The 21750-nt window shown below is 54.0% G+C and carries 20 protein-coding genes; 9 read left to right on the top strand and 11 right to left on the bottom strand.

The genetic code is table 11. The annotated features are described in order from the left end of the window. Nucleotides 1-12: 12 nt before the first annotated feature. Nucleotides 13-2172, bottom strand: coding sequence for a heavy metal translocating P-type ATPase (locus tag AC58P5_RS00855; RefSeq protein ID WP_497384002.1), 2160 nt, complete (start codon nucleotides 2170-2172; stop codon nucleotides 13-15). Between the two features lie 232 nt (nucleotides 2173-2404). Here AC58P5_RS00855 and AC58P5_RS00850 point away from each other — a divergent pair, with 232 nt between their 5' ends. The 9 genes from AC58P5_RS00850 (at nucleotide 2405) to AC58P5_RS00810 (ending at nucleotide 10364) form a co-directional block, all read left to right on the top strand. Beyond that, nucleotides 2405-3265 carry an RNA polymerase sigma-70 factor gene (locus tag AC58P5_RS00850; protein ID WP_497384001.1) on the top strand — a complete coding sequence of 287 codons (861 nt, stop codon included), beginning with the start codon at nucleotides 2405-2407 and terminating at the stop codon, nucleotides 3263-3265. 115 nt (nucleotides 3266-3380) lie between these two features. Then, on the top strand, nucleotides 3381-3824 hold the full coding sequence (locus tag AC58P5_RS00845; protein WP_497384000.1) for a carboxymuconolactone decarboxylase family protein: 444 nt from the start codon (nucleotides 3381-3383) through the stop codon (nucleotides 3822-3824). Nucleotides 3825-4037: 213 nt separating this feature from the next. Then, nucleotides 4038-5483 carry a spore germination protein gene (locus AC58P5_RS00840; protein ID WP_497383998.1) on the top strand — a complete coding sequence of 482 codons (1446 nt, stop codon included), beginning with the start codon at nucleotides 4038-4040 and terminating at the stop codon, nucleotides 5481-5483. 1 nt (nucleotide 5484) lies between these two features. Continuing rightward, complete coding sequence (locus tag AC58P5_RS00835) at nucleotides 5485-6636, top strand: Ger(x)C family spore germination protein (RefSeq protein ID WP_497383997.1); 1152 nt, start codon at nucleotides 5485-5487, stop codon at nucleotides 6634-6636. Between the two features lie 44 nt (nucleotides 6637-6680). After that, a complete protein-coding gene (locus tag AC58P5_RS00830) occupies nucleotides 6681-6872 on the top strand; it encodes a hypothetical protein (RefSeq protein ID WP_497383995.1) in 192 nt (63 codons plus the stop codon). Between the two features lie 31 nt (nucleotides 6873-6903). Next, complete coding sequence (locus tag AC58P5_RS00825; RefSeq protein ID WP_497383994.1) at nucleotides 6904-8007, top strand: GerAB/ArcD/ProY family transporter; 1104 nt, start codon at nucleotides 6904-6906, stop codon at nucleotides 8005-8007. 126 nt (nucleotides 8008-8133) lie between these two features. Then, nucleotides 8134-8628, top strand: a complete 495-nt coding sequence (locus AC58P5_RS00820) for a GNAT family N-acetyltransferase (protein WP_497383993.1) — start codon at nucleotides 8134-8136, stop codon at nucleotides 8626-8628. A 356-nt stretch (nucleotides 8629-8984) separates the two neighbouring features. Then, nucleotides 8985-9689: an ArsR/SmtB family transcription factor gene (locus AC58P5_RS00815; protein WP_497383992.1), complete on the top strand. Its 705-nt coding sequence runs from the start codon at nucleotides 8985-8987 to the stop codon at nucleotides 9687-9689. 66 nt (nucleotides 9690-9755) lie between these two features. Further along, nucleotides 9756-10364, top strand: a complete 609-nt coding sequence (locus tag AC58P5_RS00810) for a flavin reductase family protein (RefSeq protein ID WP_497383991.1) — start codon at nucleotides 9756-9758, stop codon at nucleotides 10362-10364. Between the two features lie 22 nt (nucleotides 10365-10386). Here AC58P5_RS00810 and AC58P5_RS00805 read toward each other — a convergent pair whose 3' ends face one another. The 10 genes from AC58P5_RS00805 to AC58P5_RS00760 all read right to left on the bottom strand — a co-directional run bounded on the left by AC58P5_RS00805 (nucleotide 10387) and on the right by AC58P5_RS00760 (nucleotide 21740). Beyond that, a complete protein-coding gene (locus AC58P5_RS00805; protein WP_497383990.1) occupies nucleotides 10387-11148 on the bottom strand; it encodes a hypothetical protein in 762 nt (253 codons plus the stop codon). 267 nt (nucleotides 11149-11415) lie between these two features. Further along, nucleotides 11416-11718: a Dabb family protein gene (locus AC58P5_RS00800; protein ID WP_009673837.1), complete on the bottom strand. Its 303-nt coding sequence runs from the start codon at nucleotides 11716-11718 to the stop codon at nucleotides 11416-11418. Nucleotides 11719-11771: 53 nt separating this feature from the next. Beyond that, nucleotides 11772-13193 carry an FAD-dependent oxidoreductase gene (locus tag AC58P5_RS00795; protein WP_497383989.1) on the bottom strand — a complete coding sequence of 474 codons (1422 nt, stop codon included), beginning with the start codon at nucleotides 13191-13193 and terminating at the stop codon, nucleotides 11772-11774. 52 nt (nucleotides 13194-13245) lie between these two features. After that, nucleotides 13246-14502: an MFS transporter gene (locus tag AC58P5_RS00790; RefSeq protein WP_497383987.1), complete on the bottom strand. Its 1257-nt coding sequence runs from the start codon at nucleotides 14500-14502 to the stop codon at nucleotides 13246-13248. Between the two features lie 35 nt (nucleotides 14503-14537). After that, the gene (gene cimA, locus AC58P5_RS00785; RefSeq protein ID WP_497383986.1) at nucleotides 14538-16160 is read right to left on the bottom strand and encodes a citramalate synthase; all 1623 of its coding nucleotides are present in this window, start codon (nucleotides 16158-16160) and stop codon (nucleotides 14538-14540) included. Between the two features lie 82 nt (nucleotides 16161-16242). Continuing rightward, nucleotides 16243-17061 carry a methyltransferase domain-containing protein gene (locus tag AC58P5_RS00780; RefSeq protein ID WP_497383984.1) on the bottom strand — a complete coding sequence of 273 codons (819 nt, stop codon included), beginning with the start codon at nucleotides 17059-17061 and terminating at the stop codon, nucleotides 16243-16245. A 32-nt stretch (nucleotides 17062-17093) separates the two neighbouring features. Beyond that, on the bottom strand, nucleotides 17094-18854 hold the full coding sequence (locus tag AC58P5_RS00775) for a thiamine pyrophosphate-binding protein (RefSeq protein ID WP_497383983.1): 1761 nt from the start codon (nucleotides 18852-18854) through the stop codon (nucleotides 17094-17096). A 62-nt stretch (nucleotides 18855-18916) separates the two neighbouring features. Then, the gene (locus tag AC58P5_RS00770) at nucleotides 18917-19603 is read right to left on the bottom strand and encodes an RraA family protein (RefSeq protein WP_497383982.1); all 687 of its coding nucleotides are present in this window, start codon (nucleotides 19601-19603) and stop codon (nucleotides 18917-18919) included. A 21-nt stretch (nucleotides 19604-19624) separates the two neighbouring features. Further along, nucleotides 19625-20806: an aminotransferase class III-fold pyridoxal phosphate-dependent enzyme gene (locus tag AC58P5_RS00765; RefSeq protein ID WP_497383980.1), complete on the bottom strand. Its 1182-nt coding sequence runs from the start codon at nucleotides 20804-20806 to the stop codon at nucleotides 19625-19627. Nucleotides 20807-20819: 13 nt separating this feature from the next. After that, entirely contained in the window at nucleotides 20820-21740 is a 921-nt protein-coding gene (locus tag AC58P5_RS00760; RefSeq protein ID WP_497383979.1) for a 3-oxoacyl-ACP synthase, read from the bottom strand. Between the last annotated feature and the right edge of the window lie 10 nt (nucleotides 21741-21750).

Genomic DNA, 21750 nt, shown 5'->3' with positions numbered 1-21750 from the left:
AGCACTTTTTTTCTATTTGTTAGCTAAAGAAGAGGGCTTCTTCTCGATAAGAACCGTCAAGCTGATCAGCGTTACGAAAATGGTGGCTCCCATGTCCGACAATATGGCGATCCACAAGGTCAGCAGACCGGGAATAGTCAAAAGCAGGGCGATGGCTTTCAATCCGAGCGCAAGGCTGATGTTCATCTTGATCACCCGGTTCACCTGACGCGCTACGGAGATAGCCTCGGGCAGCTTGCCGAGGTGATCCTGCATCAGCACGATATCGGCGGTTTCTACCGCGCTGTCGGTTCCTTTGCCCATCGCAATGCCAAGCTGGGCGGAAGCGAGTGCCGGGGCATCGTTGATGCCGTCCCCGATCATGGCAACCGCACCGTCTGCGGCGAGCTCTTTGATTTTGTCGACCTTCTGTTCGGGTAGAAGACTGCCATAATATTCGCTTACACCGACGGCTTTGGCGACTTTCTCGGCGGTCTTCTGGTGATCCCCGGTCAGCATGACCGTTTTGTGAATGCCCGCTTTATGCAGGGCGGCGATCACTTCGCGGCTTTCCTCCCGGATCTCGTCGGATATTCCGAACATGCCGAGCACCTTTTCGTTATCGGCGACTATAACTAAAGTAAGTCCTTCCTCCTTCAGGAAGTCGATTTGCTGCTGGATATCCGCCGGGAGCCGCAGGTGTTCCATGCTCTTCTCGTTGCCGAGCCAGTAACGCTCTCCCTTGAAGCTGGCCACGACTCCCCTGCCGGATACCGTTTCGATAGAGTCGGCTTCTTCAGCCACGATGCCCTTCGCCTCTATCTCCTTCATGATCGCTTTGGCCAGAGGATGCGAGGAAGACTTCTCGATGGCCGCGGCGGCCGGGTAAAACTTGTGCTCATCCAGGACGACGGACTTCTCCACATGGGGCTCCCCTTTGGTCAGTGTGCCGGTTTTATCGAACGCGAGCGTATCGATTTTGCCCAGCTGCTCCAGGAATACGCCGCCCTTGATCAGAATGCCGTGGCGGGCAGCGCGGGTAATGCCGGATACGATGGCGATCGGCGAGGATAAAATCAGGGCGCACGGACAGCCGACGATCAGAACGGCCAGCCCCTGATACAGCCACGTCGACCAACTGCCGCCCAGGAATAGCGGCGGAATGACGATAACCAGCAGCGAAATGATCATAATGAGCGGCGTATAATACTTGGCGAAGCGGTTGATGAACAGCTCCGTCGGTGTTTTCGTCTCCTGGGCTTCTTCGACCAGATGCAGGATTTTCGCCAACGACGAATCTTCATACGCCTTCTCGATGCGGATTTTGAGCAGGCCTTCGTTGTTGATGCTTCCCCCGAACACCTTCTCGCCGGGCGCTTTGTCCACAGGCAGGGATTCACCGGTTATCGCGGCTTCGTTGACCGAGCTTTTGCCTTCTTCCACAATGCCGTCGGAAGGAATTTTTTGCCCGGATCTTACTTGAACGAGGTCTCCGATCTTGAGAGACGCGATGGGTACGACGGATTCTTTGCCGTCCGTCAGCAGGACCGCCTCTTTGGGAGCCACTTGAAGCAGCGTTTCCATGGAGCGGCGCGCTTTCTCCATTCCCATTCCCTCCAGCAGCTCGTTCAGTCCGAAGAGGATGGCGACAAGCGTCGCTTCCTTCCACTCGCCGATAGCGATGGCCCCCACGAGCGCGATGGTCATCAGCGTATCAATGTTGAATTTAAGGCGGAACAGGTTTTTGGCGCCCTTAACAAATGTCATGTAACCGCTAAGCGCCATGATGATCAAATACAAGGGGATGGATACATAGGCCGATATCCGTCCGTCCGTGGTAAACGCGATCGCGAAGAGCACCGCCGAAATGATAAGATTGCGCGTAATCGACCGGTTGGATTGCCCGCCGTGATCATGATCGTGGCCATGGTCGTGACCGTGTGAGTGCCCATGGTGACTGTGTCCGTCCGCATCGTGCTCATGCACGCCCGCAGGCTTCGGCTTGACCAGATAGGCCCCGTCGCCGCTCAGGATTTTCTCGACGGCGGGCATGGATATCCGGTTGTCCACGGTCAGCTTGCCGCTGTTATAGCTGAGCTTGGCTTCGGCTCCGTGTTCCAGCTTCTGAATCTGTTCTTCCAGCTCGCGCGTACAGTTGGCGCAGGTAAGACCTTTTACGCGGTGCTCCTCCATCTCCATTCCTTCTTTCCAAACAAACGTTTTTTATAAAGTACGCAAAATATGAGTATATGTTCATATAATAAATTTTTGGAAACGCAAAGTCAAGATACTGGAAGTTCATAGGAGAAAAATAGTTTCCTATCCCGCTTCCCTCACCGGCGGACATGCCGTATGGAGACTGAAATCCGAAAGGATGCTATGATAAAAAGAACAGGTACAGAGGAAAACGGGAGGTTTAGATTCCATGACGGAAGCCTTGTACAGACAGTACCATCCTCTTCTCTATTCTATCGCTTACCGGATGCTCGGAACCCTGAGCGATGCCGAGGATATCATCCAGGACGTCTATCTGGAGATCCAGCAGCAGGATCTGGATCGTATCTTTAATATCAAAGCTTACTTATGTAAGGCGGTAACTAACCGCTGCATTAATTTTCTCCAATCCGCGCGCAGCCGGAGGGAAGTGTATACGGGCGAATGGCTGCCCGAGCCATCGGCCGTTCTGCCGGACCTTGCCGAGCAAGTGGTGCAGGAAGAAACCGTCTCCTACGCGCTGCTCGTCATGATGGAGAGGTTGAATCCGGTCGAGCGTGCGGTGTTCATCCTGCGTGAAGCGCTCCAGTACAGCTACAAGGAGATTGGAGATACCCTTTATAAGTCCGAAGAGAACTGCCGCAAGATTTACAGCCGCGTCAAAACGAAGCTTGTCCGGAAGGAGACGGCGCCCGCTCAAAAAAGCGAACGGGAGGACCCATTCGTGAAACTGTTTCTCGACGCGGCCAGAACGGGTAATTTTGAAGCTTTTATCGAGCAGATGACAACGGACGCCGTTCTGGTTACGGACGGCGGCGGCAAAGTCCGCTGTGCGCTGCGTCCCATTTACGGCTCGCACCGGATTCGGGCGCTGTTCGAAGGTATCTGGCCGCGCGGTTATTTCAGCGGCTCCCTGCTTCCCGCCCGAATCAACGGAGAGCTGGGCTTCGTCCTCATCCGCGATGAGCGTCCGGTCCTTGCGGTCAGCATGACATGGGACTGGGAACAAGGCCGGGTAGACCGCTTGTATATAGTCAGCAATCCGGATAAGCTGCACGGAATCCGTCTATAGAGTTAACCCAAACAAAGGAAGCGGAAAACTTTTTCGCTCCTTTCTTTTTTTTCTGTCACGAAATAGCCTCCTGTTCTGTTATATGACTGAATGCGAATAAGAGGAGGAATACACAATGAAAACACGTCTTCAAATGGATCAGCTGATTCCGAAAGGTTATGCCGCCATGTTGGGTCTGGAGCAGTACTTGGGGTCCACAAGCCTGGACAAAACGCTGAAAGAGCTGATCAAAATACGCGCATCCCAGTTGAACGGCTGTGCTTTCTGCATCGACATGCACACGAAAGACGCGCGCAAACACGGGGAAACCGAGCAGCGCATTTACGCCTTAAACGCCTGGCGCGAAACGCCGTTTTTCACGCCGGAAGAACGTGCGGTGCTCGCTTTGACCGAAGCCGTTACGCTCGTTGCCGAAACCCATGTCCCGGACGACGTGTACGACGAAGTGCGCCTTTATTTCGACGAAGTACAGACGTCCGAAATTATTATGGCCATCGTCGTCATAAACGCCTGGAACCGGCTGGCCGTAACGGCCAGGAAGATGCCTGCCGCGGACTGATTCCCATCCTCAACCTTCCTGGAAGGCGAAAACCAGACTCCCTTGTCTATGTGGCAAGGGAGTTTTTGCTTTTTGCGGAGGCGCCCCGACAGCAAGCGCCCTAATTTTGTATCCGCTCCCTTACTCTAAGCTTGTCCGGCTTTCCTGTATAACTTGCAGAAATTTCCGCATTCTAAAGAAAAGGATACCGGATGGATTAAAGGAGGGGTACGCATGGAAATGAAGGGACTGATGTACGAAAATATACAGCAACTTCTCGCAGGAAGTGAGGATACGGTTTATCAGCCTTTTCTCCTTTACGAACGCTCCTGTGTTCTTATCTACATCCAATCGATCGTCGATGTGAAGACGCTTCAAGAAAAGGTCGCTTCCGTTCTCATTGCTGAGGCCCAAGGCGACCATGAGATGGAGGAATTCCTTCAACTGCTGGACGAAGGGACTTTGTTCCCTCTGCCGGCGAAGCTGGTTTACGCCTCCCAGGATGCGGTCCGGGAAATCGTACACGGTAAAGCGGCGCTCTGCATGGAAGGACTTGGCTGCGCCTATATATTTGATGTCGTTAAATATCAGAAAAGAGCGGTTTCCGAATCCCAGAACGAGCTTGTCGTTATCGGACCTCAAGAGGCGTTTATCGAAGATATCGTCAGCAACTTGTCCCTGCTCCGGCATAAAATCAAGCACCCGGATTTGAAAACCGTCAAATATACCGTAGGCACTTATACGCAGACGACTGTGTATATGGTCTATATCGAGGGACTGTGCAAACCGGAAATATTAAAAGATCTGGATAAAGGAATCAATGAAATTTCCATCGACGGGGTCCTTGGAGTCAGCTATCTCTCGGAGCAGATGAAGAAAGGAAATAAAACGCCCTTTCCCCAATTCCAATACACGGAACGGCCGGACTCCGTCGCCGCTTCCCTGCTGGAAGGCCGGGTCGCCCTCTTGCAGGACGGGACGCCGTCCGCTCTTCTCGTTCCCGTCACGCTCTTGTCTCTCCTCCAGTCTTCCGAGGATTACTACCAGAGCTATTTATCGGCAAGCTGGATTCGGCTGGTGCGGATCTTCTTTGCCATGATTTCGATGCTCCTGCCTTCGTTGTACGTGGCGATCACCACGTTTCAGCCCGAGATTATCCCTTCGGAACTGCTGCTTACGATCGCTGCGGCCCGTGAAAATATTCCGTTCTCCGCACTGATGGAAGCTCTTATCATGGAGCTGACCTTCGAAGGGCTGCGCGAGGCCGGGACACGCATTCCGAAGCCGGTCGGCCAGACAATTTCGATCATCGGCGCCATCGTAATCGGGCAGGCGGCCGTACAAGCCGGGATCGTATCGGCTCCCATGGTCATTGTCGTCTCCATCACGGGGATCGCCTCCTACATCATCCCCCACTTCGAGCTGGGGCTGGCCCTTCGTCTGCTGCGTTTCCCTCTCCTGCTGCTCGGAGGGACGACCGGCCTCATCGGTGTTTTCATCGCCACCTTCATTGTGTACGGTCATCTCACGAGCCTAAGATCGTTCGGTGCCCCTTACCTGAGTCCGCTGGCGCCTCTGGTGTTCAGAGACTGGAAGGACATCTTTATGCGTGTGCCTTCGCCTTTCATGACCAAGCGTTCCAAAGCGTACATCGATAGGAACTTCAGGAGGCAGAAATAAAATGAACCGGATAAAACTTCTCCTTGTTCTGCTTCCCCTGCTGCTGATAATGACAGGCTGCTGGTCGAAGGTCGAAATCGACGAACAAACGTTTATTTTCGCCTTATACATCGATCAGGGGGATTCTCCCGATAAAGTCGAAGTCACGATCAGCAGCCCCCTGCCGAACCGCCTCATGTCCGGACAGCAGGCCGGAAGCGGCGCGGCCAACGGTAAACCTTACGCCATGATCAGTAAACAAGGAGCCTCCATTCAGCAGGCTCTTATGCTTATTCAACGAGATCTGACCAGGAAGATTAACTTCGGGCATACCCGGGTCGTTATTGTCGGTAGACAATACGCGGAGAACGGGATCAAAGATATGCTGAGCTGGATGCAAAGAGAACCCACTTTTCATATCAGCACTATTGTGAATACGGCCCCGGGCAAGGCAAGAGAGATAGCGGAAATTACGCCCGTTTACGAACAGATGCCGGCGGAAGTGATGCTCAAAATGTCCCTGCAAAGAGCGATGCTGGATACGAGCGCCAAGCAGTGCTTGATAGCAGAAGCTTCCGGTCATGGGGTCGCAACCAATTACTTGTCGGTGGGCGTGATGAAAATGGCTAGCGAGAACGAAAAGGCCGAGCAATGGGCGGGCATTCAAGGAATAGCCTTGTATAACAACGACAAGCTCACAGGAGTACTTCCGAGCGCGGAAGGCAGGGCCATAGCCTGGGCCTTGGGCAGGCTGGGCAGGCAAGTTTACACCCTATCCTGGGACGACGGTCAAAGTAAGGCGGTCATCCTCTTTAATCAATTGACGAGCAAAAAATCGGTCCGGATGGGACCCGACGGTCCCCGGTTCACGCTAACCCTTAAAGGCGACGGAGATTTGATCCAGAAAAGGGATCCCATGCACCGCGACGAGAACGAAATGAACGCTATCCTTGAACAGAAGCTGCGTGAGAAAATCGAAAAACAGTTAAAAAGCGGATTCGCCAAAACACGAGAAGCAGAGTCGGATGTCCTGCAGCTTGGCATGCTGCTTGAATGGAATTATCCAAAATTTTGGGAGAGAAAGCGGGAAAACTGGACCGATTATTATAAGAACGACCTTGATATCGAATTTAAATGCGAGATAAATGTGAAGCAGATCGGAATTCAATCTTAACGGTCCCAATCCGTTCCGTCATTCTAAGGGAAGGAAAATCCGCTATGATCGCTGTGGCTTTTTTCGCTATCGGCTTGCTGGAATGGCTCAGAACCAGCCCCAGACCTCCCGGCGACACCGTCAAATTCTGGGTGATTTTCTCGGTGCTGGGTTGTTGGAGCATCATGGCCTCCGCCTTTACGTGGTGGCCCCAGCCCACTCAGCTCATGCATCTGCTGTTTGGCTGGCTGGAGTAAGCTTCTTATTTTGATTAAAGGAAGTGATCGCATGCGCTCGACGTCCTGGCAGACGTTCCGGTTTGCAACGATTTACATGATTTCACAGCCGATCGCTTTTCTTATTGCCCCTCTGATTTCAACCTCCGGCTATCAGGGCTGGATCTCCCTGCTTCTGGGAGGACTTATCAGCGCTTTATTCATCTGCTGCACGGTCTATATCGGCCGCTTGAGCCCTGGCGTTCCTTGGGTTCAGTCCGGCGAGCTGATTATCGGAAAATGGCCGCACCGCTTCGTTTTGTTCGTTGTTCTGTACTGGTGCGTTTATTACGTTTCTATTGATCTCGAAAGCTTTACGCTGTTCTACGGATCGATTTATATGAGAGAAACGCCTCAATGGTTCCTGCAGCTTATCATCGGGCTGGTTATCGTGATTACGGCGCGCTGGGGATTTGCCTCGATTGTCTATATGGCGGACGGGCTTTTCCTCATTACGATGCTCGGGATTGCCATCATTTTGGGCTTGTTTACGGCGAACGCCAATTTCCAAATGTTCCCCGCCTTATGGACTCATCACAAAATGGGCTTGGCGTTGCGGGATACCTTTACCGCCGTTTCCTGGTTTGGCGAATGGTTCGTTTTTTTATTTATGGTGCCCCATCTGAAATTCGGCCCCAAAACGCTTCGCAACCTGCTCTCGGCCTGTCTGCTAGTGACGCTTGCCGTCTCCTTGCAGTGGATGCTGACTTTGTTTAATTTCGGCTCTTACTACGGGAGCCGTATTCAGTATCCCCTGCTCGAATTGATCCGAAGTTCAACGTTAAGCGGATTTCTCGGCAATGCGGATCCCCTGCTGATCGGCTTGTGGACGACATCCATGTTCATTCATGATGCGTTTCTCCTGTACGTAGGGACCAAATGTGCGGCACAGCTGTTTAAATTTCAGACGAGAAAAGCGATCCTTCCTCTCTTGGGCGGGACCGCAGTTGTCGCGGCACTTCAATATTCCCGGGACTCGACCCGTTTTATGTCTGAAATGAACTCCCCTTCCATCATCATGTTTTGGGTGTTGGTGGATGCTCTGCCCGTTTATTACACGATTATCGCTTATGTGAGAATTAAATTTAGCAAAAAAAAATTCCAAATCACTGAATAAACTGAATGTTTTCTCTGTTTCTCCTTAAGCTCTCCATACAAATTCATTGGGCTGTGATATTCTGTAAAGAGTGGTGCCTTGGGGTCGGTTCAGGCACTTATTCCCAATGAATACTGGAGAGATATCATGTCAACTTCTGCCGCAAAATCATTCGTTCAGTTGGATTTTTACAAAACCGAGTACGACGACGGACTCCGTTCCTTTTATTTGCCGGACGAGCAGCTTCAGTTCAGCGCCATGCCTCATGACGTGCTGACGGTGGCTGCCCAGGATCCTCACCGCTATCCGGTTGTCATTTTGGCCGATTCGAAACCGGTCGGTTTTTTTGTCTTATACGACGGCGAAGAAATCGCCCTGTACTCGGACGACCCGCACACTATCGTACTGAGAGCTTTCTCGGTCAACCATGCGGAACAGGGGAAAGGATACGCCAAGCAGGGATTGCTTCTCCTCCCCGATTTTGTGAAAAAACAGTTTCCTCTGGTCCGTATCATTGGCCTCGGGGTCAATATGAAAAATAGTCCGGCACGGAATTTGTATTTGAAATGCGGGTTCGAGGATCACGGACGGACCAAGCTCGGTCCGCTTGGCCCTCAGCACATTCTTACCCTGCCCCTGTAACCAGGACAGATGCGGCCGTCTGTGGCCGCATCTGTTTCTTGAACAGCAGACGGGGGGATGTCGCCTAAGAGCAGGTGCCGCTTGACGCCATATCGGCATTATAGTCGTATCATGAATGCTCAAAATCCCGCTATTTTAGTGAGTAATGCAGCTATTCACGGGGCAGTGAAAGACATTTTGAGAGCCTGATTGATTATAGTTAACCTCATTAATTAAACTCCTTAGTTAACGAGGTTAATTAAATGAATTAGCCCTTTGGGGCTCTTTTTTTCGTCTCCTTAAAATTCGATCCCGGTCGAATAGTGGATGTGCTATTGTAGAAGTAGAACATGTAACTGCTTTGGAGGGATGCGAACATGAATGCTATACCCGACACAATAACCCTAGCCGGTCTGATCGGAGAACCGTCGAGGATGCAGATGCTGCTGGAGCTTCTGAGCGGTAAATGTATGCCGGCCAGCGAACTGGCCGGAGCCGCCCGCATCACTCCCCAGACGGCCAGCTCGCACTTGGCCAAGCTGGTGGAAGGCGGACTGCTAACGGTTGAGCTCTCCGGGCGCCACCGCTACTACAAGCTTGCGGGCCCGGAAGTCGCCGATGCGCTTGAAGCGTTGAACACACTGGCGCAGCCTAAGCCGGTCAACTCGCTGCGGGAGTACGACCGGCTCAATCATCTGCGCTTCGCCCGAACCTGTTATGACCATCTGGCGGGAGAAGCGGGAGTCGCGCTGGCCGACCGCCTGCTTGAGACCGGCATCATCGGCCAGTCCGGCCGCGATTTTACGGTTACGGAGAAAGGCGAAGCCTTTCTCCGAGCCTTCGGCATAAACTGCGCGGAGCTCCGCAGAAGCCGGAGACAGTTCGCCAAGTGCTGCCTGGACTGGAGCGAACGCAGGTACCACATTGCCGGAAGCCTGGGCGCCGCCTTGACGGAGCAGCTGTTCAGACGGGAATGGATCGAACGGATTCCCGGCGGTCGGGCCGTCCGGATTACGGACACCGGATGTGACGGGCTCCGGCATTTAGGGGTGGACCTGAACCTGGCTGCGAAAGCGCGCTGAGCTTGCAAGGACAATTCGACGGAGGCCGAATAATCGGACATGTATACTTCTTGCGAGGTGATATTGATGATCAAACAAGAAGCACACCACACGTTCCGGACGATCCGGCCTTCGATTCTTTATTTCGGAACGCCGGTCGTTCTCCTCACCACACTGAGCGAAGACGGCAGTACAAATATTTCTCCTTTGTCGTCCGCCTGGGCGCTCGGCAGCCGGATTATTCTGGGCATCGGAAATGGTGGAAAAGGGCTCGAAAATTTGTCCCGGACAGGTGAATGCGTAATCAACCTACCGGACAGTTCCCTGTGGGAACAAGTCGAGAAGCTGGCCCCGCTGACCGGCAAATCCCCCGTTCCGGAAAACAAACGTGAGTTATACCGATTCGAAAGGGACAAGTTTGCCGCTGCCGGCTTTACTCCTCTTCCGTCCGAATGTGTGAAGCCCCAGAGAATTCAGGAATGTTCCCTGCAAATCGAAGCCGCTCTCGTAGGGCTGCACCCAAGCGACGGATTCTGCATCGTGGAGACGGAATCCCGCGCCGTCCACGCCGACGAACGGATCGTGCTGGGAGAACGCTATGTGAATCCGGCCGCCTGGAATCCGCTCATCTACAGCTTCCGGCATTACTTCGGCTTGGATGCGGAAAAAGGCAAGTCCTTCAAGTCCGAAACCTGAATGGGCATGTACGGGACGCGTTCTACTCCGCCTTCCATTCCATCCGGAATGTCCCTTCCGCATGATCTCCCGTTAGTATAAGGGTAGAAATGCCGGATTCGGGGGCATGGATGCGAATCTTGTTATCTTCCGGCGGATCTCCGGGTATCTGCTTAACGTCCGTAAACCGGATCCCGTATCCGCCGCTTTTCATCGTCCACGAATAGGTCAACAGAGCCGTTTCTCCCTTTTTCAAAGGAACCGGAACGGCTTTTTCCCCGTTAAAATAAGCAAAGCTTACTTCGTAAGACGATTGGGTGCAAACCTCCTGCCACTGTTTCGTCTCCGTGAAATCGCCCCCAGCAAATATAAGCAGAACGGCCGGAATACATAGGCCTGCCACCGCCGACAACATCTTCGTTCTTCTGAACAGCGAATCCGCCGCATAGAAAAAAAGCGCGCAGAGAGATCCGATTAGACCGGGAATCGCTAGATAAGGCGTGTTAAAAAAAAGGACAACGAACGGAGCAAATCCTCCGGCACCGTATACGATCATCCGGACGCCAACCTTTGCCTGCGGAAAGAATTTCACCAGAACCGACTCGGCAATCACGGAAAAAGTAATGGCGTAGCCGTATAGGAGCCACCAAAAAAAGGAGAACCGGGCACCTTCCGAAATTTTGTACAAATCCGCTTCCCCTACCGTTACGGCGATAAAAATGATAAATAATGTACCGGCTGCAGCCAGTTTGGACAGGATAAAGCTCCAGACGTTATTTCCGCTAACGCCCGCTGTTTCTTTCATCCCGCTCCTCCTTTCTGCTAATGGCTAGCATCTGCATGTTTCGTTGTCAACCAGAGACCTTTCGCCTGGAAGAAACGTCCCATCGCCCTCTCGCTCATGTCGAGAATACCAAAAGACCTCCCGGTCAAACAGGTCTAACTTTTATAGGTCCTCCCGGAAGTAAAAAGAAAAAAGAAGCACCTCTTCAATCGGGTCTTCCTTGCGACCGTCATGAAAGGCGCTTCTTTTGTTATTCCGTAGCAATCAGACTTCACTGCCTGCCGGATTTTAGCTGTGTACTTCGAAATCCGCTTCGAAGGAACGTACCACTTCCGGCAGCCACCGCTGCTCCACAAACTCGATATGCCGCGGAACGGCCGTATACTCGTCATAATCGCTTTGGCTGGAAAACTCCATCGAGAACGCGTACTGATAGTCGTTTTCCAGGCTGATCTGCCGTAAAACTTGAAGCTTCTGCACCTGCGGAATGGAGGCGAGCAGCTCTCTTCCGTCGCTCAAAAACTTTTCCGCTTCGGCCGAACCTTCCTCATGCTTCAGGTTGAATAATACCAGATGACGAATAGTGCTCATTTCCGTTCCTCCCGTTCCTGTGTTTGTCTGTACAAATTTGAACAGATTACGGACTACAAGGTTTGCTCGCGATCCCGGTTTATCGGGCTGCCGGGCGTTTTTTTGACGGGCTTGGGCATTTTGGCCCGCATGACTTTGTAAATCATCGCCGGTTTGAACAGTTCGGTCGGTTTTTCCACCATATGCAGAATGCGGATAAACTTCCCGTACACGTCCTCGTCGTACTCGGACAGGCGGTACAGTCTGCGGACGTACCACTGCATAAAACCGAGGCCGGCCGGCTTTTTCCCCTTCGTATTCGGATACAGGAACGCATCCGAGGTCGCCGTCATCCACGTAGGATCAACCAGCGCCGACAACCGCTTATGGAGAACGGACGGAATAACCTCGGCAGTGATCTTGCCCGAACGGACTTCCTGCAGAACCTTTTGCAGTTCCAGCGCTTCCAGGCAAGCGATGCTGATGCCCTGCCCGAAAACCGGGTTAAACCGGCAGAAGGCATCCCCAATGACAACAAGTCCTGACGGGAAACGGTCGAGTTTTTCGTAATGCCGGCGCACTTGGCTCGGAAACCGGTACACATGAATATCGCCCGCCGGTTTAAGCGATTTGATATGGTCATACAAATGCGGATGTGTTAAGGACTTGGCGAAATTCAGGAATCCCTGGTCATCGCGCGGCGGATGATTTTCATCTCCGTATCCGACTAGGGTAACGGACCAGCGGTCGCCTTCTATCGGGAAAGTCAGGCCGCCTTTGGACACTTCCGGCGGATTCGGAAACACGATCACGGACTTGTAGTCGTGATTTACGGAAGGATCTCGCTCGTACATTCGTGTGGCATAAGCCAGATTGATATGCACCTCGGATTGCGGTAAAGGATCAAAGCCGTGCTTGAGGAGCTGATCCGGCGTTTTAGTCGCCGAACCCGCCGCATCGATAATGAGGTCGGCCTCCAGACGCTCGGATTGCTTGGTAACCAGATTCTCCGTCTCGACACCCGTAAAGCGGCTCTCGCCGGGACTGCTCATATACTGAACGACTCTGTGCGAATAAGCGAATTCGATGTTGGAGCGCTGCAGCAGCCGCTGATGAACCCGCCATTCCAGCAGGGGGCGGCTTTGGGAAACTACCTCGAACCCGCTGTTGAACCGGACGAAGTGAAAATTCTGGTAAACCCAGGAAATATCCCGAATAAAATCGAGTCTCTCTCCGCCATGGCCCTCCAGCTCCTGCATAATACCGGGAAAAAACTTATCGAGCGTATTTTCACCGCTTTTTAAAAGCCCGTGGGTATGATAGCTTTGCGGTGTGCCTTTACGAGGATAAGGCCCTTCCGGCTGAGGGTCCTGCTCGATGATCGTCACAGTATCGAAGTAATCGGACAGAACCCGAGCGGCCAGTTTTCCGGCCATGCTGTTGCCGATGACGATCGCTTTGCGCGGCCTGCCGTGTTCCTTCTTGAAATCATTCATTCCGCCACACTTCCTTCCCGTCTAAAAGTCCCTCAACTGATCCACCGATCGTTCAGGTGCTGCTTTTGGTTACGGTTTGCCGCCAGGCCGATTTGCGGTCCATCCACATCAGCGTAATGGCGAACAGGACGCCGATCAAGCCGATGGCCACGCCGGACAGCGGCGCTCCACGGAGTCCCAGCGCGGTATTGATGGCAACTCCGCCCACAGCGGCTCCGATGGCACTGCCTACATTAAAGGCGGAAATATTGAGAGAAGCCGCCAGATCCGCCGCGTCTCCTGCTTTCCGCAGGACAAGCATATTCAGCGGTGTTACGATAGCGAAACCGGTCAGTCCCCAGAGGAAGGAGAAAATCACGGCCAGAATAGGCACCTGTCCCAGCAGGGCGAAGCCTGTCATCGTGATGATCATGGCTGCCAGCGAACCGAGCAGCGTCTTCATCAGGCCCTTATCGGCCAGCTTTCCGCTGGCGATGTTGCCGATGGCGGAACCGATCCCGAACGCGAGCATAATGGGAGAAACCGCTGTCGGGGTAAAGCCTGTGATTTCTTCAAGGTAAGGCGCGATATACGTATAACCGGCAAACAAGCCGCCGGAGCTGAAAACCGTCGTCAGCAATGCGATAAGAGGCTTCGCGCGGAAAATTTCCCGGGTTTGCTTAGCCATCCCGACGGCTTTGCCGGACTTGATCGTTGGAACAAGCCATGCCATTCCGATAACACAGATGGCAGCCGCAATCGTCAAGGCATAGAAAGACATCCGCCAGCCGTAGCTGTTGCCGATAAAAGTCCCTACCGGAACGCCCAGTATGGTGGCAACCGTCAAACCCACGGTCAAATAAGAGATGGCGCTGCCTTCTTTTCCGGGAGGCGCAAGCCGCTGGACCACCACGATGGCCACACCGACAAGCGTCCCGTGAGCAAACGAGCAGAACAGCCGTCCGACCATCAGCAGGTAATAGTTGGTCGTAACCGCACTGATCAAGGATCCGACAACGAATAGAAGAAGCAGGGCTATCAACAGCTTCTTCTTCTCGATTCTTCCCGTCGCGGCCGTAATCAGGGGCCCGCCGATCGCGACGCCGAGTGCGTAAACCGTAATGAGCAGACCCGCGCTCGACACATTCATGTTGAAATCCCGGGCAATCTGCGGCAGCAGGCCCATCGGCAGAAGCTCGGCGGTACAAATAATGAAAATACTCACAGCTAGGAAATATACGGCCAGCGGCATCCGGGTCCGTTCGGGTCCTTGAATCCCGGCACCGGAAGCATGAGCCGCTTTCCCTTCTTTGGGTTGTTTCGTAGACATGGTGCTCACCTCTCTCTATCTGTTTGACTAGTTTGTCAGTGATTAACGAGACCGACGGCTTCTTTAATCCCCTCGGCCCGCTTGTTCTCCGCAGGCTTGACATCCAGCAGCGCATAGCGGATGCTGTCGCACAAAGCCTGCCAGCTGGCTTCGATAATGTTCTCGGAAACGCCGACCGTACTCCAGGTTTCTTCGCGGTCCGAAAATTCGATCAGAACTCTGACTTTCGTGGCGGTCCCGTCTTTGTCGTCGAGCACGCGGACCTTATAGTCCGACAAGTGCATCGTCTGAAGAGTCGGATAGTGCTGCATCAGGCATTTGCGGAGCGCGTTATCCAGCGCGTTGATGGGACCGTTGCCTTCGGCCGCGTTATACACCGACTCTCCGTGTACCTTGACCTTCACAACCGCTTCGGACAAAATCGCCTGGTCGACGGATTTGACGACCGTTATTTTAAACGACTCCAAGGTAAGGATTTCTTCCAGATTCCCGTGCACGCTCCGGATCAGAAGCTCAAGGGAGGCGTCAGCCCCGTCGAACTGGTAGCCCTGATGCTCGAGCTCCTTTACGCGTTCGATAAGGATTTTCGTATTCGGGTTGTTCGCTGCCAGCTCCAGACCGAGTTCCTGAGCCTTGAAAACAAGGTTGCTCTGGCCGGAAAGCTCGGAAACCAGAACCCGCTGCCTGTTCCCAACCAGTTCGGGTGCTATGTGCTCATACGTGCTGGAGTCGCGCAAAATAGCCGAAACATGGACACCGCCCTTGTGAGCAAAGGCCGCATGTCCGGCAAAAGGCTGATTCACGGGCATGTGCATGTTCGCAATCTCGCTCACATAACGCGCCGTACTTGTTAGTCCGGCGAGCTGCTCTCCGGTTATAACCGGCAGGCCCAGCTTAAGCTGGAGATTCGGAATAACCGAGATGAGATTGGCGTTGCCGCATCTTTCGCCATAGCCGTTGATCGTTCCGTGCACCTGTGCGGCGCCCGCCATGACGGCGGCGATCGTATTGGCTACGGCGAGCTCGCAATCGTTATGAGCGTGAATGCCGAGCGGGCAGTCCAATTGTTCTTTGACGGAAGCGACTATCGCCGCGACCTCATGCGGAAGAGTTCCTCCGTTCGTATCGCAGAGAATGATCCAGTCCGCTCCGGCTTCGTAAGCTTTTCGGATGGTCGACATGGCGTAGGCGCGGTTGCTCTTGAAGCCGTCGAAAAAATGCTCCGCATCGTAGATCACATCTATTCCGCTGCATTTCAGAAAGCGGACCGTGTCCTCGATCATGTTCAAATTTTCGGAGAGCGACGTCTGGATCGCCGTTTGAACCTGAAAATCCCACGATTTGCCGAAAATCGCCGCCGTGCCTACCCCGATATCCAGCAGCTGCCGGAGGTTCGCGTCACGCTCGGCCGAGCTGTTCTTGCGCCTGGTCGAGCCGAACGCCGTAATCCTCGCCTGCTGCAGGTTCAACTCTCTGGCGCGGACAAAAAATTCGACATCCTTGTGATTGCTGCCGGGCCAGCCGCCTTCGATGAAGGAAACCCCCAGCATATCCAGCCGCTTGGCGATTTTCAGCTTATCCTCGACCGTCAGGCTGACTCCTTCACCTTGCGTGCCGTCCCGCAGAGTCGTATCCAAGATCGTAATCCGAGTGTCCATAGCTCCCTCCCGCTTGAAAATCTCCGCCGACTTGTGCCGGAGACCGCCTGCCTAGCGGCCTCCGGTCAGTTGTCGGCCAGGATTATTCCGGCTTGACTCCCTCGACGGCAAGCATATACATCGTCTGGGAGACCGCTTCCGTTTCTACCCACTGCCGGTACTCGGTTTCGGCAGCCGCCCGTTCGTGCTCGGACAAGTAGCCGTCCGCCACCATCTGGACACCGCGGGTTGCCGCAACGTCCGCCCAGATTCCGGCCTGCCGAAGGAAGTTCTCGTCTTCACGCGACACGGTTTCGTGCTGTTCGCTGCTTTGGATATCTCCGAGCCCCAGGTCCGCGAAAACGTCGGGCAGCTCGTCGGCTATCCCGTTGCGCATTCCCGCATCGGAACGCCATTTCAGAAAGGCCGCGTAGAAGACCTTCATGCTCGGGGGCGGCTCCGGCTGCCAGCTGATCTTGTCGTGATTATAATCCAGCACGATCACGCGTCCGCCCGGTTTCGCGGCTTCAATGAGCTGGCCGAGCGCCTGCCGGGGATCGGCCAGCCACTGAAGCACGCGTGCCGTCGTCACGATGTCGAATTCGCCCCTGTACGGCAAATAGTGGATATCCGCCGTTTCGAAGTCAAGCGACGCCTGCCCGCCGAAAGTTTCCCGGGCGTATGAGATCAGTCCTTCGTTATTGTCGATTCCGACGACACGGCCTTCTTGACCGACCGCTTCCGCTATCCCTTTCGTAATGGCTCCCGTCCCGCAGCCGGCATCGAGTACCGACTGCCCCGGCTCAAGAAGCTCAGCCAGTCTGCGGTGCGAGGCTCCCACCGTTCTTGCGTCGAACACGCTCCGCACACTGGACGCGGTACTGTCCAGTCTGGCTCTGTTTTCCGTTATTCCACCGCTCATAAGCGCGTCTCCTTTCATACGTATCCCGCTTTTTAATACCGGTTTTTCAGAAAATAGCTGACGATTTCTTTCATATCCTCGGAAGACTTCCGGGTTGTCGTGAGCTTCCACGTTTTGTACCTGGCGAGCTGCCTGAATTTAGGCGCGGACACGACCGAACCCACGATCATAATGTCCAGAAGCAGCGGCCGCTCTTCATGCAGAAACGATTTCGCCGCCTCTTGAAGCTCTTCTACTGTTGTCACACGGATGGTATCGATCAGCATGGACTCGCCAAAGGCCACATAGTCGATCGGTTTATACGACGTTCCTACCACGTTGCCTTTGTAGTAGGATTTCTGGGCATTGTTGATGGACTCGAACTTCTCGTTGTTCAAGTTGAGCCAGAGCACCGGTATTTCATGGGATGTGGCCGTCGCCATTTCCAGCGCGGTCTGGCGGAAACCGCCGTCTCCGAAGATCGAAACGACATACGAATCGGGCTTGGCGCATTTGGCGCCGATCGCGGCCGGAGGCGCATACCCGATGGCCGCGCCGTTTAAGCCCTCGATATACGTGCCCGCGCCTTTCGAAAGCAAATGGGTTTCGGTCCACGAGACCGGGTCCGTTACCCAAATCGTTTTGCCCTGCGGCAGCAGTTTTTGCAGGGTTTCGATGACCTGCACCGGATGAAGCTTGCCTTCGACGGCGGAGACGTAAGTCAAATCTTTCTCCCGGTCGGCATCGGCAAATTTGTGCTTGGATTGCCGCAGCGCCGCCGTCGCTTTCTCCCAAGACGCGTCTTCCAGCAAGTTATACAGAGCAAGCAGGAAAGTCTCCGAGTCCGCCGCTATACCAATGCGCACCTCGTAGTTTTTGCCGATCTGCTTCGGATCGATGTCAACCTGCACCAGCGGGACTTTATCGAAAATGGAGTCCCAGCCTTGCGTCGTAAACTCGCTCATGGACACGCCGACCGCGATGACGAGATCCGCTTCCCGGTACAAATAATAATTGGCCGCCGATTTTCCGTGAAGACCCGTACAGCCGAGCGCATGCGGATGATTCTCGCTGAGAATCCCCTTTCCTCTGAGCGTCGTAGCTACCGGAATGCCCAGATCGGCAATCTGCTCGACGACTTCTTCGTTATGGGCGTAATTTGCGCCGGCCCCGAGCAGCAGCAGGGGCTTTTGCGACTCTTTCAGCAGATTTCCGAGCCGGCTCACTTCTTCTCCGGTGGCGTCAACGATTTCCGTCGGCTTCGGGAAGCTGAACGGCTCGAACCCGGCAAAATCGATTTCCGTGAACTGCACGTCGATCGGAATGCAGATATGTACGGGTCCCTTACGTCCCGTCCACAAGTGCTCCTCCGCTTCCTTCAGTGTATCCAGGAGGTGATCCGCGGACTCCACCAGCTTGGAATACTTGGTCACGTTGGACATGAGCGCTTCCAGATCGAACGTGCGCCCTTCACCGACACATTCCTGCAGCGCGCCTTTCCCGTATGTCGATATGGGAACCTGGCCGGTCAGCAGAATGACGGGCTGCGAATCTGTGAAAGAGTTCACAATTCCGCTGAGTGCGTTCGTGGCTCCTATCCCCGTCGTCGTGATGACGCAGGCGGGCGCGGCGCCGGCTTTGGCGAAGCCGTCCGCCATAAGCGCGGCCCCGTATTCGTGCTGGGAAAGCACGAACCGGATTTCCTTGCGGGAGATTTCGTCGATCATCGGAAGCACATAGCTTCCGGGGATGCCGAAGACGGTATGGATGCCCATCCGTTTTAACCAGAGCGCGACAATTTCCTTGATATACATCGTTTTATTCCCCTTCTTCTAACGGAAATGGAAGAATAACCGGACGGAAGCGAGATCCCGTCCTAGACATCAAATTTCAGCGGTCCCTTGCCGGCCAGATAATCGTCCAGCCCCGTGAGGGAGGCCATGCTTTTGCCGCTTAAAATTTCCTTCTTCAATTCTTCTTCCCTCTGTTCGACATAAAGGGCTCCCTGAAGAACCGCGTTTAAATATTTGCGCTTAATGAGCAGCAGCCCGTCGTTGTCTCCGAAAATCCAATCCTGCGGCTCGATGACAATGTCCCCGGCCTTGACAGTATCCGGCACTTTCGTCGCCGGCTTAACCGCCGTTTTGGCCGATACGTACGTAACTTCCGTAGAGAACACGGGAAAGTCCAGCTTATTGATATCGTCGATATCGCGGACGGCGCCGTTGATGACCAGACCGCCCAGCTTCCGGCGGATCGCTTCCAGCACGTAAATATCTCCCGCGAGCGCTTCGGAACGTTCGTTCACATTGTTCAAAAACAGGACGCTGCCCTGAGGTGCCCTGCTGAGCGCCTCCAGGCCCGGCAGCATATCGTTGTCCGTATTGACCGTATACACAGGTCCGCACAGTTTAAGATGCCGCGTCCGGTTCTGAAAGGTCGTCGGGAACGGAACCGTGTACTTCTGGGAAGCATCGTTAAGCTGAGCGCAGCCGATATTGGCAAACTGGCGTCTGACCTGCTCGATCGTGGATAAGTCGATGCCCTTCTCTTCCGTAATCATGTTCAGCACTCTCCTTCTAGGTTAAATGGAATGAACCGCGCCCGCGTGTGTCAGCACATCGGCAAGCTGTTTGATGGCGTACACCAGATTCGTCTTCTCAATCGTCAGCGGCGGGGCGAAACGGATGCGTTGGCCGGCGGGACCGCCCGTGAAAATCAGAATTCCGCGTTCGAGACACTGCTGGACGATCGACTTTCCGGAAACGCCTTCGACTTCGAAGGAGAGCGTCGGACCTGTCAGATGGACGTCCCGCAGCAGCGGAAGCTCGAAAGGAAAATGCTCGCGGATCAGCGCTTCGATTTCGCCGCACAGCTCTTCGGGACGGCTGGCATCGATATATTCGGCGACCGCCATGGCCGCAAAGCAGCCTAAAGACGAAGTTTGGAACGTATGGGCGAGAAACAGCGAGCCCGGGATCGATTCTTTCAGCGAACCCCGGTATACGACGGCGGAAAACGGATACAGCCCGTTGGTCATCGACTTGCTGAACAAGTAAATGTCCGCCTCGATTCCGAGGTGACAGGATATGCTGAGATGACCGTGCCGGTAGAAGCCGCACTGGATCTCGTCGGAAACGACGACCACGCCATGCCGCCTGGCTTCGGCGGCCGTATCGGTCAGCCACTTCGCCGGAAGGGGAATGTACCCGTTCGCTCCCTGCACCGGCTCGTAGATAAACGTCGAAATCGTCTCCCACGGAATATCCGTCTGCCCAGGCTCGATTTCGATGCAGTGCTTTTCAAGCTCGCCCAACAGGGGCGTTTGCTGCAGGGCAAAATTTTTGTGCACACTCGTTACGGCAAGCGCATCCAGGCCCAGTCCGTGGAAAGAGCCTTTGAGATAAGCGATTTTGCCTTCTCTGACGCGCTGGCCGATGGAAAGAGCCGTGGAAACCGCCATACTGCCGCCAATCTGAAACAGGAGCTCGTAGCCGGGAGCCTTGAGCTTGCCGAGAAGCCACTGTGCATACTGCTCCGCTTCTTTCGGGTAAAAGCAGGCCGCAATATCCGAGCGCAGCTCGCGGAACGGAGCGATATCCGGGTTGCAGTGACCAAAATTCACCGAAGCGTAGGCGCTCATGCAGTCGATATAATGCTTCCGTCTTCCTTCACGGTCCTCCAGGATCAGAAATTCGTTCTTGGAACCGGCCAGATAATAATCCGCACCATAAATTGACTTTTCATCAAAAACGCTCAACGTCATATGCTCAGCTCCTTCAATTTTTAGTCAATAGCGTTCCCATCCACGAATGGGGAGCCGGAAAGAACGTCAGAATGGAATCTCCCCTGGAAATGATTCCAGCCGTCTTCATGTCCAGAAGATTAATAAACACGTCCCCGGCCGGACAGTGAGCCGTTCTCGGTATGTTCAGGCTGAAAAATTTCTCGTACGGGATTTCCCAGTATACGGAAAGATTTTTGGAAATGGTAAAATTAAAATTGTTCGTTACCACATGATGAATGCTCTCTTTCGGCAGGTTGTTCGCTTCGAGAACCCGGGCGATAACGAGACGGGAATTCGTAAGAAAACTGTCCTGCAGCCCTTTCTTCTCTTGGCCGTACATAAGCCGCCACGAAGCAGAATCCTGAAGCGTCTGAAAAGGAGTCATCGTAAACTGCGGATTCCGGCCCGTTACGATACAGGAAACGGCGCCATCGCTGTGCAGACCGATCACGCCGGGAATGATGCGCACGATAGGTCCGTAATCGAGGATTTTATCCACGCTCACGAGCAGTACGTTCGTGTCGTTCGCTTCCGCAAACTGGGCCGCCAGCTGAAGGGCTGCCGCAACGCTTGCGCAGTACTGCATGAAAACGCCGTAAAAAAACGCGCTGCCAAGTCCAAGCTCGTCAAGCAGCCGCCCGGCGAAATCCTCCTCGTGCAGCTCCCGGCAGTGATGGTTTCCCGTAGTGAAGAAAACGGCGCCAACCGAGTTTTTGTCCAGTCCGCTTTTGTCCAGAGTAGCCGTGGCCGTCTCCAGCGCAAGCTGGTACATCGTCTTATCGGACCCGCAGTACTGCCGGACCCCGTTGATCCGGAATTTGGCCAGATTTTCTTTGGAGGTATCCATCTCGGGAATTTCCGTCAAAGGTTTATAATCTCCCAACACATAATGCACATGACTGATTCCGACCATAGCCAAACCT

It is taken from the genome of Paenibacillus sp. JT31N7 (assembly GCF_059692095.1).
Note: the sequence above shows the minus strand (reverse complement) of the source record. Positions and strands in the feature narration are given on the sequence as shown.